This window comes from Roseibium marinum (assembly GCF_002906165.1).
In the GTDB taxonomy this organism is placed as follows: domain Bacteria; phylum Pseudomonadota; class Alphaproteobacteria; order Rhizobiales; family Stappiaceae; genus Roseibium; species Roseibium marinum.
Genome location: NZ_PPCN01000004.1, coordinates 315,126 through 328,028 on the forward strand (window position 1 = coordinate 315,126; position 12,903 = coordinate 328,028).

Genomic DNA, 12,903 nt, shown 5'->3' on the forward strand with positions numbered 1-12,903 from the left:
CTTTGATCTCAAATCGCTTAGGTTGTTTTGCCACGACGAAGAAAGCAAAACGCCTGAGGATTGAGCCATGACGAAGCCGCCACGCCGCGAGGTCCTGTTTGCCGCCGCCCTGTTCGCATCGGCCACGCTTGCCGAAGCCGCCGAGTTGCGCTGGTCGTCGCCGACCGATCCGCAGACCATGGATCCGCATGCCGTCAGCTCCGCTCCCGTGCTCGGATTTCTGAACAATGTCTATGAGGGTCTGGTCCGGCGCGACAAGGACATGGCGATCGAGGGGTCATTGGCCGAAAGCTGGGAGCCGCTCGGCGGCGCTGGCTGGCGCTTTCATCTGCGTGAGGGTGTGAAGTTTCACGACGGTGCGGACTTCACCGCCGAGGACGTACTGTTTTCCTATGAGCGTGCCTCATCCGAAGCCTCGGATGTGAGCTCCTGGTTCGCTCCCGTCAGGGAGGTCAGGGCCGTCGACGATTACACGGTCGACTTTCTGACCAACGCTCCCGATCCGATCTTTCCCGATTCCATCGCCAATTTCATGATCCTGGACAAGGACTGGGCAAAGGCCAACGGGGCGGAGCTGCCGGCGAAGGAAACGCAAACCCACGCGACACTCAACGCCAATGGCACCGGCCCCTTCAAACTGGTCGCGCGGGAGCCGGGTGTCGAGACTGTCCTTGAGGCGAATAATAGCTGGTGGGACGAGCCGCGGCATAATCTCACCAGGGCAACCTTCATTCCCATTGCCAACCCGGCAACGGCGGTTGCAGCTCTTTTGAGCGGCCAGGTCGACCTGATCGATCCGGTGCCGGTTCAGGATGTCGACCGTATCAGGCGCAATGACGGCCTGACCCTGCATCAGGGCATCGAGGCCCGCGTCATCATGCTGGGTTTCGGCCATCAGCACGACGGGTTGACCTCATCGAAGGGAACGGTCGGTAAAAATCCATTTCAGGATGTCAGGGTCCGCAAGGCCGTGCAGAAAGCCATCAATGCGGAGGCGCTGGTCGACAAGATCATGCGCGGCAACGCGGAAGTCGCCAGCCAGCTCGTCAGTGCACAGATGAAGGGCTACAGCAAAGCGGCGAGCGAACGGCTCGGATATGATCCGCAAGGCGCCAGGGCGCTGCTGGCGGAAGCCGGCTACCCGGACGGCTTTTCATTCGGTCTGAAATGCACCAATGACCGCTACATCAACGATGAGGCCCTGTGCAGGGCGATTGCGGCGATGCTGAGCCAGGCTGGAATGAAGGCCGAGCTCACCACCATTCCGGTGCGCAATTACTGGCCGGAATTGCGGGCGGGCAATTTCGACATGTATCTGCTCGGCTGGTCGCCGGGAACCTTCGACGCCGAACATCCGATCCGTTTCCTGGTTACGACCAGGGACGATGACAAGAAGCTCGGAAGCTGGAATTTCGGCGGGTATTCCAATGCACGGGTGGATGAATTGCTGCCGCGGATTCAGCAGGAAATCGACCCGGACAGCCGCCAGGCAATGCTGGACGAAGTTGCCGGGATCGTCCGCGACGACGTGGTCTATGTTCCCCTGCACATCCAGCCGCTGCTCTGGGGATCTAAATCCAATATCGACCTGACCCAGCGCGCGGACAATTTCCTGATGCTGCGCTGGGTTTCGGTCAACTAAGACGGGTCGCGTTCAAGCGGATTCATGGATTCAGGAAGACGCCCGAGGCGGCGTTTGCATTGCAAATGCGTTCGGGCGATTTCCTGAATTCAATTTGACGCGGCACGCTTTGGAGCGCAGAAGCGGATCGTGACTTGATTTTGTCCAGGTCTTCGGATCAAGTCCAGGGTATTGCAAATCAGTCGTTTGACTTGCCTGATTTGCACTCCCCAACGCGCAGATCACTGGAGTTCACCATGCACCGCATAACCCGCAGTTCCCTGCCAGCGGCCCGTGGTCTGAAGACCGGCCTGCGCCTTGCCGCGATCCTCACGAGCGCGCTCGGGCTGGCCGCCTGCCAGCAGTATCAGACACCCTCCGATCTGCTCTTTGCCCCCGGATTCAGCACGACCCGGCAGAACATCCCCTATACCTACAACACACCGTATGACTGCCGGAACTTCAGCGGCTCCGGCTGGAAGGCGATCGCCAGCGGGCTGGTGCACAACTTCGGTGACCAATACCGGATTTCGCAAGCCGGGTGCTTCAAGACCAGGTCGGAATGCCAGGCTTATCTCACCGTCATGCACAGCTATATCGACGTTCCGCGCTTCATGCGCTGCAACCCCTATACAGCGTGAGACCGGTTACACTCCGGCACCTGGAATACCAACCTCAATAAATAGGAACCCATTTGATGGCCTTTTTCCTGTCTGCCGGCAAGGCGCGTTGCACAGAACGGCCTGCTTGGCCGTTCAAGCAGCGCAACGCTGTCCGGCGGGCTGGAAAAAGCCACCGAAGGCCGCGACTGGAACCTGTTCCGCCACGTCGCGCGTCTTGGCCGATGTCCCACATCGCCCTGCAACACGCTCCTCGCGGAACAGGATCCAGTCGCGGTCAAATAGGTTCTTATTTATTGAGGTTGGTATAACGCCTTGCGAAAAAAGACCGTCTCGCTGATCGGCGTCTCATAATAGGCCGGGATTTCCTCGAACCCCGCGGCCCTGTAGAGCTTGATGGCCCCTGTCATCGACGGCAGTGTATCCAGAAGCATCTCGCGATACCCGGCGTGTGTGGCGGTTGCCAGAACCCGGTCGATCAGGGCCCCGCCAACGCCGCGTCCGCGCCCGGCAGGCAGGACGTAGAGCCGCTTCATTTCGCAGGCGCCCTTGTCCGCGAACGGGCGCAACCCCACGCAGCCAAGGCTGCTGCCATCCGGATCTTTCGCCAGGTAAAGGCCCCCGGACGGCCGGGAATATTTGCCCGGCATGCCGGCCAGTTCTTCCTCGAAGCCCTGATAGGAGAGATCGATCCCCAGCCAGTCCACATAGGCCCGGAACAGGGATTTGACCACGTCCAGATCTTCAGCCGTTTCAACCGAAGATATTGCAAAGTGATTGAGGGGCACCATTGGACTGCATCTTGTGAGGAGAATCGCCGGTCAGTTTGAGGTGGTTCCAACCGGCGGAAGGGCTTTCAGATAGGCGGCGATTGCCTCCCGGTCGCTGGCTGGAAGCCTGGCCATATTTTCCTGAACATGAACCATTTCGCCGCCGACAGAATCATATTCTGGGGTAAAGCCGCTTTCAAGATAATAGGCAATGTCGGCGGCGCTCCAACTGCCGAAGCCGCCTTCAACCGGCGTGATGTTGGGGATCTTTCCCTCGCCCGTCGGCGCGGGTGCGCCGCCCAGCCAGTCGGCAAGAACCAGCCCGCCGGCAAAATCGCGCGGAGTGTGGCACTCGCCGCAATGGCCGGGACCTTCGGCAAGATAGCGGCCGCGCTCCCACAGGGTCCGGTCGGCTTCAACCCCGCTTTCCGGCGCGGCAATCACCGGCGCGGGGTCCAGATAAAGGCGCTTCCACAGCCCCAAGCCACGGCGGATATTGAACGGAAATCCGAGTTCGTGCGGCGCGGCCTTTCCTTCGACGGCCGGCAGAGAATTCAGAAAAGCGAAGAGATCGCCCAGATCGGTTCCGCTCATTCTGGCATAAGAGGTGTAGGGAAATGCCGGGTACAGATTTTCGCCGTCCGGTGACGTGCCGTGGGTCATCGCGTTGGCGAAATCGACAAGCGACCATGCGCCGATACCGTCAGCCTGGCTCGGGGAAATATTGGGCGCGACAAAAACGCCGAACGGCGTTTCCAGTCTCAGCCCGCCACCCAGCCTGAACAGATCCTCACCATTGGCGCTCTTCGCGGCGTGGCACGAGGCGCAGCCGCCCGCCCAGAAGACCAGTTCGCCCCTCGCCGCATCCCCTACCTTCAGGAGGGCGGCGTCTTGCGCACTCATGCGAGTCGGTGCGGAAAGGCCCCATCCAATGCCCGCCCCGGCCAGGACGAGCACAAGAGCGGCGATCACAGCCTTTTTCATCGGGCCTCTCCGACCATTTTTGAATACCCGGTTCGCGTCCGGTCAGTTCTGCTTACGGTAAGTCTCGTGGCAGGATTTGCAAGTGCCCAGAACAGGACCGAACACCGCCTTGAAGGCGTCGATATCCGCCGGACCCGACTTGCCCGATGCCTCGGCCGCAGCTGCGGCGGCTACCGCGAATTTGGCGAGCTGGGCCGCAAATCCCTCGGCATCGTTCCAGACCGCATCCGCCGCATCGCTGCTGGCATGGTCCGATCCGGCCGGAAAGAAGTTGCCGTAGGAAAGCGAGGCCGCCCTCATCGTGGTGATGGCCGCCTTGCCGGCAGCCGGGGTATAGGCGATTTCGCCTTTCATCATTCCGCCGCCGAGCCCGGCCGCCGCCCCGACGGAGGACATGATCGCCTGTCGGGTTGCGATCGGATCGGCAGCCGCCTGGGCTACTGCTCCCGCCAGGCCAAGCCCGGCAATCAGGCTCAAAGCCACGGCTTTTCGCAAAATATGCATTTTATTCTCCCTCTCGATACAAAGAGTCTGGCGGCACAAGACACACCAGCACTTCAAAAACTTCAACCTTCCCGCTTCCCCGCGCGTCTTCGGGGAACCAAACGGTCCTGGTGAATTACAGCCCGATTAAGATAAAGGGCAAAATCACGCTCCCGTGAGATGGGAGCAGATTGGTGTGCAATCCGTCAATTGACAAGTAACCGGCGGACAACAAAAAACCCCGGTCCGCGCGGACCGGGGTCTGACGAAACGAATGTGTACCCGTCTTATTTCGTCGCGGCTTCATACATCTCCAGGACGTAGTCCCAGTTGATCATGTTGTCGATGAAGGCTTCCAGATACTTCGGACGCGCATTGCGGTAGTCGATGTAATAGGAGTGCTCCCAGACATCGCAGCCAAGAACCGGTGCGGCGCCATGGACCAGCGGATTTTCACCGTTCGGTGTCTTCATGATTTCCAGTTTGCCGTTCTTGACGGCAAGCCATGCCCAGCCGGAACCGAACTGGCCGACACCGGCCGCGATGAAGTCGGCGCGGAACTTGTCGAAACCGCCGAGATCGCTGTCCATTGCGGATGCGAGCGCACCCGGCAAAGACGAACCACCGCCGTCCTTTTTCATCCATTTCCAGAAATGGATGTGGTTGTAATGCTGGCCGGCATTGTTGAACAGGCCGGCGTTCTTGCCGTAACTTCCCTTGACGATCTCTTCCAGGGACTTGCCTTCCAGGCCGCTGCCCGCGAGCAGCTCGTTGCCCTTGGTGACATACGCCTGGTGGTGCTTGTCGTGGTGAAACTCGAGGGTCTCGGCGGACATGTAAGGGGCCAGTGCATCATATGCATACGGCAGATCAGGCAATTCGAAAGACATGACAAACTCCTCAAAAAGGTCGGTGACCGGCAGCCCCGGGGGCGTCCTGCATGCGGATAAAACCCCGACGACGTTCCAACACCTCAAGATCGTACAACGCCCCTGCTTTCAGGTGGTTCCACTCGAAAGCAGGCAGATCCGGAGCCTGAAGGGCTGCGTCGAGCGGCAAAATAGAATTGCTGAGCGTGGACGGCAAGCGCGGATCTCAAAATAAAATAAAAAATTCTTTTTAATTTGCGCCGAGACCGGCGATAGGCCGATAAATGACGAGCGGCTGCAGGTGGATCGGATGTATTCAAGGACTTCCGTCACAAGACTTCACCCCGAAATGGGCAACATTTCCTTAAACTCAATAAGTGTGATTTTCAGCACGACGTGTTTAGAAAATAAACCTTATCTCTTGTCTCACAGCCAAATACGGCTGCAACGCGAACAGGAGATAGTTATGAAAATCAATAATACTTATTCAATAGCACTCATTGTTTCCGGCGGCATCCTTCTTGCCTCCACCATGACTTCGATGGCTGGCCCGAGCAACGGAAGTAACCTCAGAGAATGCTATAACAACTGGATTTCCTGGTGCAATGAACATACGGCAGGTTTTCCGAACAGCTGTTACGGCGAAAGCATGGACCGTTGCGACGGTATTCACAAAGCCTCGGTGTCGGGACTTACAGGCTTGAAGGTCAATTCCATGAAGTCTACCGCCCTGCGCAAGGCCAAGCGCGCGAACACCCCTCTGGTCGCCCCGACCGTTCAGCCGGTCCGCCGCGCGAACTGATCTTCGCGCCGCTTTACTGCAAAAAGCCCTGCAATGGACGCATTGCGGGGCTTTTGCGTTTCCGCCATTCCGTAACCGGCCGGACCGTCTCTCCCGGTCTGCGACGCTGCGCATGACCGGTGACTTTCAAATTCAGACATGGCAGGTTCGAAACGCTCCGGCCCGGGCTTTCCCACCGCTCCCTCACCTGCTTTTCACGAGGTCTACATGCCATCACAAGACCGCGCAGCCGCCGCGCTTGCCTTTGGCGGATTGTTTTCCCTGGCGGCGGCCATGGGCATCGGCCGGTTTGTCTACACGCCAATCCTGCCCTTCATGAGCGCCGGGCTGAACCTGCCCGCGGAAGATGCCGGACTGATCGCCTCGGCGAATTTTCTCGGCTATCTTGTCGGTGCTGTTGCGGCGGCCTCGAAATCCCTGCCGGGAAACCCGCGCTTCTGGTTCCTTGGCGGCCTTCTTGTCAGTGCTCTGACCAGCGCGGCCATGGCAACAACCACCGCACTGCCTGCCTTTCTGCTCATCCGCTTTGCCGGCGGTGCCGCCAGCGCATTCGTCCTCGTCTTTTCGACAACCCTGGTTCTGGAGCGCCTGAATACAGCCGGGCGCGGTGACCTGTCGGCACTGCATTTTGCCGGTGTGGGATGTGGCATCGCGTTTTCCGCCCTGCTGGTTGCCGGGCTTGGTCAGACCGGCGCGGACTGGCGTGTCCTGTGGCTGGCAAGCGGAGCCGCCACCCTTGTGTTTCTGCTGATCGCGGCCAGGCTGGTTCCGGGAGAACCGGCCGGCTCCGTCTTGGCCGCTCGCGAGATCGGCTCGGATTCCGGCACAACAGCACCCTATTTGAGCGGTGGCGTATTGCGCCTGATCCTCGCCTACGGCCTGTTCGGGTTCGGTTACGTGATCACGGCAACCTTCGTCTCGGTGATCGCGCGCACGACGCCTGCGTTGCAGTCCACTGAACCGTTTGTCTGGCTCGCAGTGGGTCTGTGCGCCGCGCCATCCATCTACGTGTGGAACAGGATTGCGGCTCGCATCGGCGCCCGCCGGGCCTTCGCGCTCGCCTGCTTTCTGGAAGCCTGCGGCGTCGCCCTGACGGCGATCGCCGCCGCGCCCGTCCTGTTTCTTCTGGGAGCCGCCCTTCTGGGCGCAACCTTCATGGGCATCACGGCTCTCGGCCTCATCGAGGCCCGGCATCAGGCAAGTCCCGCGGGGCCCGCCGCGATCCGGCGGATGCTCGCCATCCTGACGGTCAGTTTCGGGGTCGGGCAGATCGTCGGCCCCTGGTTCGCCGGTCAACTGCACGATCTGACCGGTTCATTTCAGGCGCCTTCGCTTGCCGCCGCCGCGGTGCTGCTCGTCGCGGCCGTTCTGATGCTGCGCTAGGCTTCTATTGAAAACGGCAACTTATGCGTGGGAAAATTCCCAGTAGAGCTCCCGTGCCCGCGCCGCGATCGGTCCGGGTTGCAGGTCCCGGTCCTCGATGCGCTTGACCGGTGTCACCTTGTTGTAGTTTCCGGTCGAAAAGATCTCATCGGCTTCCAGGAATTCGTCATAGCCCATGGTCCGCTCGAACACCTCGTAGCCCGCCGATGACAACAGCCGGATCACCCTTTGCCGCGTGATCCCGTTGAGGAAGGTTCCGTTCGGCGCCGGCGTGTGCACCTTGCCCTCCTTGGCCATGAAAATATTAGCGGATGTCAGCTCGGCGACATTCCCGAGCATGTCGCGCACGACCGCATTGTCGAAACCGCGGTTCCTGGCCTCCAGCATCGCCCTTGCGTTGTTGGGATAAAGACAGCCCGCCTTGGCGTTGACCGGCATGGTCTCCATCGTCGGACGCCGGAACGGCGACAGCGTGATGCTGACGGACGCATCCTTCGCGGCCATCGGCGCATCGAAGAGACACAGGCAGAATCGGGTGCTCTGCGGGTCGGCGGCAATGACCCCCACCCCGTCGTTTTCAGCCCAGTACATCGGTTTGATGTAGATCTGCTGATCGCTTTTGAATTTGGCACAGCCTTCGCGGGTCAGCTCGGCCATCTCGCCGGTCCGCATGGTCGGATTAATGCCCAGAGCTTGTGCGGAATCGTTGACGCGTTTGCAGTGCAGATCGATATCCGGCATCACCCCTTCGAAAAACCGCGCGCCGTCGAACACACTGGACCCCAGCCAGGAAGCGTGGGTGCGCGGTCCCATGATCGGTGGATTGCCTTCATGCCAGGTCCCGTCGATCCAGGTCCAGGTGTCGCTCCATCCGCTCATGTTTCTTCCCTTTTCAAGGCCGTTGATCCGCTGGGTGATATGCCGAAACAACACCTGCCTTCCGATCACGTCAATAGCTTGCCAGAATTTTCCGGAAACTCGCCGAGTTTATTCCGCGGTGTATTTTCAAGAGGAATAAAATAAACAAAAATATTGAAAGGGCGAACAGTTCATTCCTGAACTCTTCGCCATGTCCGACACGCGCCTGTTGACAATCCGATGCCAATGTTCTCTATATGTTCTGATATTTTCCGAGGAGGCGTTTTGCCATGGAACAGCGTATCTCGATGACGACACTCGCGGTCCCCGATGTTTCCGAGGCCCGTCGGTTCTTCGAGGAGGGATTGGGATGGAAGGTCAATGCGGCCCCGTCTCCCGAAGTCGTGTTTTTCCAGGTTCCCGGCTGCGCCTTCGCGCTTTACAGCCGGGCGGCACTTGCGGCTGAAATCGGTCGCGAGGTGACCGACAACACGACCGGCGCCATCACTCTGGCCTGGAATGCCCGCTCCGACGCCGAAGTCGACGAAGCTTTCAAAACCGCTCTGGCGGCAGGCGCCAAGCCTGTGAAGCAGCCGGAAAAAGCCTTCTGGGGCGGATATTCCTCCTATGTGGAGATTCCCGGCGGCCACCTTCTGGAAATTGCCCATAATCCCTTCTGGACCATTGAGGCCGATGGCACCCTCACGCTACCCCCTCCACAATGAAAGCCTGAGCACCCCCCACATCATTCCTCCGATTACGACTATTGTCGCAACGCTCGTGCTTGACGCGGGAAGTGTCTCGCTGTTCTCTTCCGCGGTTCTTGAAATCAGGCGTTGGAGTTCCAGCCATGGCACATGCCGCTTTTGTATTTGATGCATACGGCACCTTGTTTGACGTACATGCCGCTGTGCGCAAGCATGCCGCCAAACTGGGCCCCGATGCGCAGAAGCTCTCCGCACTCTGGCGTGAAAAGCAGCTCGAATATTCCTGGGTCCGCGCGCTGATGGGCCAATACAAGGACTTTTGGGAATTGACTCAGCAGGGTCTGGACACGGCGTTCGCGCTGGTTCCTTCCGCCGACAAATCCCTGCGGGACGAGCTTCTGAGCGCTTATTGGGAACTGGATTGTTATCCGGAAGTCCCGCAAGTGCTGACGGACCTGAAGGCAAGCGGTGCCAAGGTCGCTATTCTGTCCAACGGTTCGCCCGCCATGCTGGAAGCCGCGGCTAGGGCGGCCGGACTGACGGAGCTTTTCGACGAGATCTTCTCCGTCGACGAGTTGAAGACCTTCAAGACCGATCCGCAGGTCTATGAGATGGTCACCACCCATTTCCGCATTTATCCGGAAGAAGTCTCCTTCCAGTCCTCGAACCGCTGGGACATCGCCGGAGCGACCGCATTCGGGTTCCGGTCCGTTTGGATGAACCGGATGGCAATGCCGGACGAATATCTGGATCTTGCGCCCAAGGCCGTTCTCGCCGATCTGACCGGACTCATGACCCTGGGTTGAGAACTCCATATCCGAGACTTTTTCGAGCCGGAGGCAGGTCCTGCCTGCGCCCGAAACGGGTCACCGGGTTTATCCATTTTTTTGACAGTCAAAACTATTGTTTCCATTTTGGAAAAGATGTTTTGAAATCACGGCAAGGTTGCAGGATTTCGAAACTGTAATATCCTTCTTGCGGTCGGGAGGAAAAGAAGAGCGGTGCGCTTCTGCTGGATCACTCCAAAATCGCTGAAAGAACAACGACTTAAAAACACGGGCGACTGGTTTGATATCGTTGGGAAGACAAGGGCGTTTCTAGAAAGGCCCTGCGTTCGCTCATTTTCTCCCGGACCGAATTGGGAGGAAACCATGAAACAACTGAACACACGCAGGCAGGCACTTCGCAAGATAGCCGGTGTCGGCGCGGCCGGAGCGGCGACCCTCGCAGCCCCGCATATCGCATCGGCTCAGGGACAGACCACCACCTGGAAAATCCAGTCGTCCTGGCCCGGTGGCGCGGGTCTCCAGATCTTCAAGGACTGGTGTGCGACCATCGAGGAAAAAACAGGCGGCGAACTGGCTTTCCAGGCGTTCGGCGCCAATGACGTCGTCGGCGATTTCCAGCTCTTCGACGCCGTGAAAAACGGCGTTCTGGATGCGGTCAATCCGTTCACCATCTATGCCCAGGGCATCATTCCGGCGGCGACGTTCCTGACCAGCTACCCGCTGGGCATGCGCAACCCGCATGAATGGGACGTCTTCTACTATTCGCTCGGCGGTCTTGAAATCGCCCGTGAACTCTATGCCGCGCAGAACATGATGTTCGTCGGACCGGTGCATCACGGCCCGAACATCATCCACTCCAAGGTACCGATCCGCTCCATCGACGATTTCCGCGGCCGCAAGATGCGCCTGCCGGGCGGCATGGTCGCCGAGGTCTTCACCGAAATCGGAGCGGAAACCACCGTTCTGCCGGGCTCGGAAATCTTCCCGGCGCTTGAAAAAGGCACGATCGACGTGGCCGACTATGTCGGCCCGGCCGTCAACTACTCGCTCGGCTTCAGCCAGGTGACCAAATACATCTCCATGGGCCCTCCGGGCTTCATGTCCCTGTACCAGCCGGTCGACCTTATGGACATCACCGTCGGCATGGACGCCTGGAACGCGCTCAGCCCGCAAATGCGGCAGTTCGTGGAAATGGAAACGCACGTCTATTCCGACATGCACCACGCGGCCATCCAGAAGGCCGACCAGGACGCCTGGGCGAAATTCGAGGCCGACGGCACCGAAATCACCCGGTTGAGCCAGGACGACGTGGAACTGATGACGGAAGTTGCCGTGCCGATCTGGTTCAACTACGCGAACCGCGACAAGGACAGCGCCCGTATCTTCAAGATCCAGCTCGACTACATGATGTCCGGCTCGCTCGGATACGTGACGCCGGAGCAGATCGAGGGCCTGGAGCTCGACCTCTAGATCAACGGACGTTCAATCGGAGACGATTGGAGCTCTGAAAGCTGGTCGGCTCCGATCGGCCTAAAGTGTCAGAACATCCCGCGTTCATCCGGACGCGGGGTGTTCTGGCCTCTTCAAGACACCTTGAGACCCGGACCCGTGCAGCCTTCTGCGCGGGCCCGCTTGAATTCGACTGGGGCCAGGACAAGACCAACGATCCGGCGCCCCTGGGGAAAGGTGAGGCATGCCTCAATTGGACTTCACGTTGCCGCATTGGGCCTACTGGGTCGGACTGATCGTATTTCCGGTCATTGCGACAATTCTCGCGAAACGGCCAAAGCCGGAACAGCGGCAATATTCGCTGGTGCTCGCCTATTTCATTCTTGTCACAGGCGGGATACTCGGCCTGCACAGGCTCTATCTGAAACGCCTGCTGGGGCTTGTCTATATTCCCGTTTTCATCTGCATCCTGTTCGCCAATGCGCAGAGCCACGACGCAAGGTCGGTCGTTTCCGACATGGACAACCTGGTGCGTCAGTCCGAGCGGACACTCGAGCGGGAAACGGAGCGCGTCAGGTCGGCGGAAACCGCCCTGCCGTCCATGCAGCGGGCGCTTGCCTCTTCCGAGGAAGGCAGTATGGCCCTGCGCCGCGCGCAGCGCGACGTCCGCCGGGCGGAACAACGGATCGACCAGGGACGCGAGCGCATCGCCGAAGCGGAAACCGCCCTGGTGACGGCCAGGCCGGCGGCGGACGAAGCCCGCGAGACCCTCGATTTCTGGGGCAGCTTTGCGAAATACGCCTTCTGGCTGCTGCTGGCAGGCGTTCTGATCGACGCGGTCCTGCTGCCCGTTCTGGTGCGCAAGGCCAATGCCAATCTGCCGCCCGATCCCGAACTCAGCGAGGCGGAGAAGAAACTCAAGGCCCTGGAGGAAGCGGAGCGCAAGGACGATGCCAGTCACGTCTCCTCCGGCTGGACCGGGTGGATCGACCGGCTGTCGCTCTTTTGCGGCGAATTCGTCAGCTACTGGGCCGTCATCGCGGTGATCGTCTATTATTTCGAGGTAATGAGCCGCTACGTCTTCGGCAGCCCGACCAACTGGGCTCACGAGGCGATGTATCTCATGTTCGGCATGCAGTACCTGATCGCCGGGTCCTACGCGATGCTGACCGAGTCCCATGTGCGCGTCGACGTCTTCTACGCACCCCTGTCACGGCGCCGCAAGGCGGTCGTCGATCTGCTGACCTCGGTCTTCTTCTTCATCTTCGCCGGCACCTTGCTTTACACGTCCTGGATCTTTGCCTTCGACGCGATCGCCGTTCCCTCGGGCAACGCGCTTGTCTCCGACTGGGCGCGCGGCCAGATCGGTCTTGGCGAGGCGTTGAACGGCCTGACCCTCTCCCAATGGACGGATCCAAACGTCCGCTGGGGCGAAATCAGCTTCAACGAGTGGGAGGTGCCGCTGTGGCCGATGAAATGGGTCATGGTGCTCGGAGGCCTGCTCCTGGTGCTTCAGGGAATATCGAAATTCGCGCAGGACATCCGCGCGCTAATGGGCAGGGCTTGACT

13 protein-coding genes are annotated in these 12,903 nt (G+C 59.7%); 8 read left to right on the forward strand and 5 right to left on the reverse strand.

Annotated features, from left to right (window positions below; genetic code table 11):
* The first annotated feature begins 67 nt into the window (after positions 1–67).
* Positions 68–1,642, forward strand: a complete 1,575-nt coding sequence (locus CLV41_RS12405; RefSeq protein ID WP_103222692.1) for an ABC transporter substrate-binding protein — start codon at positions 68–70, stop codon at positions 1,640–1,642.
* Between the two features lie 236 nt (positions 1,643–1,878).
* Positions 1,879–2,262 carry an ATP-binding protein gene (locus CLV41_RS12410; protein ID WP_103222694.1) on the forward strand — a complete coding sequence of 128 codons (384 nt, stop codon included), beginning with the start codon at positions 1,879–1,881 and terminating at the stop codon, positions 2,260–2,262.
* Between the two features lie 272 nt (positions 2,263–2,534).
* Here CLV41_RS12410 and CLV41_RS12415 read toward each other — a convergent pair whose 3' ends face one another.
* The 4 genes from CLV41_RS12415 to CLV41_RS12430 all read right to left on the reverse strand — a co-directional run bounded on the left by CLV41_RS12415 (position 2,535) and on the right by CLV41_RS12430 (position 5,368).
* Entirely contained in the window at positions 2,535–3,032 is a 498-nt protein-coding gene (locus CLV41_RS12415; RefSeq protein ID WP_103222696.1) for a GNAT family N-acetyltransferase, read from the reverse strand.
* A gap of 30 nt (positions 3,033–3,062) precedes the next feature.
* Positions 3,063–3,995: a cytochrome c gene (locus CLV41_RS12420; RefSeq protein WP_103222699.1), complete on the reverse strand. Its 933-nt coding sequence runs from the start codon at positions 3,993–3,995 to the stop codon at positions 3,063–3,065.
* Positions 3,996–4,037: 42 nt separating this feature from the next.
* Positions 4,038–4,499, reverse strand: coding sequence for a c-type cytochrome (locus tag CLV41_RS12425; protein WP_103222702.1), 462 nt, complete (start codon positions 4,497–4,499; stop codon positions 4,038–4,040).
* Positions 4,500–4,765: 266 nt separating this feature from the next.
* Positions 4,766–5,368, reverse strand: a complete 603-nt coding sequence (locus CLV41_RS12430) for a superoxide dismutase (protein WP_103222703.1) — start codon at positions 5,366–5,368, stop codon at positions 4,766–4,768.
* Positions 5,369–5,813: 445 nt separating this feature from the next.
* On the opposite strand from CLV41_RS12430, the gene CLV41_RS12435 reads away from it, so the two are divergent.
* Positions 5,814–6,149 carry a hypothetical protein gene (locus CLV41_RS12435; protein ID WP_103222705.1) on the forward strand — a complete coding sequence of 112 codons (336 nt, stop codon included), beginning with the start codon at positions 5,814–5,816 and terminating at the stop codon, positions 6,147–6,149.
* 207 nt (positions 6,150–6,356) lie between these two features.
* Positions 6,357–7,532 carry a YbfB/YjiJ family MFS transporter gene (locus CLV41_RS12440; protein ID WP_103222790.1) on the forward strand — a complete coding sequence of 392 codons (1,176 nt, stop codon included), beginning with the start codon at positions 6,357–6,359 and terminating at the stop codon, positions 7,530–7,532.
* A 21-nt stretch (positions 7,533–7,553) separates the two neighbouring features.
* On the opposite strand, the gene CLV41_RS12445 is transcribed toward CLV41_RS12440, so the two are convergent.
* Positions 7,554–8,411 (reverse strand): branched-chain amino acid aminotransferase, encoded by an 858-nt coding sequence (locus tag CLV41_RS12445; RefSeq protein ID WP_103222791.1) that lies wholly within the window; start codon positions 8,409–8,411, stop codon positions 7,554–7,556.
* Positions 8,412–8,680: 269 nt separating this feature from the next.
* Here CLV41_RS12445 and CLV41_RS12450 point away from each other — a divergent pair, with 269 nt between their 5' ends.
* The 4 genes from CLV41_RS12450 to CLV41_RS12465 all read left to right on the forward strand — a co-directional run bounded on the left by CLV41_RS12450 (position 8,681) and on the right by CLV41_RS12465 (position 12,901).
* Positions 8,681–9,115, forward strand: coding sequence for a VOC family protein (locus tag CLV41_RS12450; RefSeq protein WP_103222708.1), 435 nt, complete (start codon positions 8,681–8,683; stop codon positions 9,113–9,115).
* Between the two features lie 125 nt (positions 9,116–9,240).
* A complete protein-coding gene (locus CLV41_RS12455; RefSeq protein WP_103222709.1) occupies positions 9,241–9,903 on the forward strand; it encodes a haloacid dehalogenase type II in 663 nt (220 codons plus the stop codon).
* Between the two features lie 345 nt (positions 9,904–10,248).
* Complete coding sequence (gene dctP / locus CLV41_RS12460; protein ID WP_103222710.1) at positions 10,249–11,355, forward strand: TRAP transporter substrate-binding protein DctP; 1,107 nt, start codon at positions 10,249–10,251, stop codon at positions 11,353–11,355.
* 223 nt (positions 11,356–11,578) lie between these two features.
* Complete coding sequence (locus tag CLV41_RS12465) at positions 11,579–12,901, forward strand: TRAP transporter small permease subunit (RefSeq protein WP_103222711.1); 1,323 nt, start codon at positions 11,579–11,581, stop codon at positions 12,899–12,901.
* The last annotated feature ends 2 nt before the right edge of the window (positions 12,902–12,903 follow it).

Bases quoted from the DNA above. Each gene is read 5' to 3' on its own strand.
- CLV41_RS12405 (WP_103222692.1), top strand. From the start codon at position 68: ATGACGAAGCCGCCACGCCGCGAGGTCCTGTTTGCCGCCGCCCTGTTC.
- CLV41_RS12410 (WP_103222694.1), top strand. From the start codon at position 1,879: ATGCACCGCATAACCCGCAGTTCCCTGCCAGCGGCCCGTGGTCTGAAG.
- CLV41_RS12415 (WP_103222696.1), bottom strand. From the start codon at position 3,032: ATGGTGCCCCTCAATCACTTTGCAATATCTTCGGTTGAAACGGCTGAA.
- CLV41_RS12420 (WP_103222699.1), bottom strand. From the start codon at position 3,995: ATGAAAAAGGCTGTGATCGCCGCTCTTGTGCTCGTCCTGGCCGGGGCG.
- CLV41_RS12425 (WP_103222702.1), bottom strand. From the start codon at position 4,499: ATGCATATTTTGCGAAAAGCCGTGGCTTTGAGCCTGATTGCCGGGCTT.
- CLV41_RS12430 (WP_103222703.1), bottom strand. From the start codon at position 5,368: ATGTCTTTCGAATTGCCTGATCTGCCGTATGCATATGATGCACTGGCC.
- CLV41_RS12435 (WP_103222705.1), top strand. From the start codon at position 5,814: ATGAAAATCAATAATACTTATTCAATAGCACTCATTGTTTCCGGCGGC.
- CLV41_RS12440 (WP_103222790.1), top strand. From the start codon at position 6,357: ATGCCATCACAAGACCGCGCAGCCGCCGCGCTTGCCTTTGGCGGATTG.
- CLV41_RS12445 (WP_103222791.1), bottom strand. From the start codon at position 8,411: ATGAGCGGATGGAGCGACACCTGGACCTGGATCGACGGGACCTGGCAT.
- CLV41_RS12450 (WP_103222708.1), top strand. From the start codon at position 8,681: ATGGAACAGCGTATCTCGATGACGACACTCGCGGTCCCCGATGTTTCC.
- CLV41_RS12455 (WP_103222709.1), top strand. From the start codon at position 9,241: ATGGCACATGCCGCTTTTGTATTTGATGCATACGGCACCTTGTTTGAC.
- dctP (WP_103222710.1), top strand. From the start codon at position 10,249: ATGAAACAACTGAACACACGCAGGCAGGCACTTCGCAAGATAGCCGGT.
- CLV41_RS12465 (WP_103222711.1), top strand. From the start codon at position 11,579: ATGCCTCAATTGGACTTCACGTTGCCGCATTGGGCCTACTGGGTCGGA.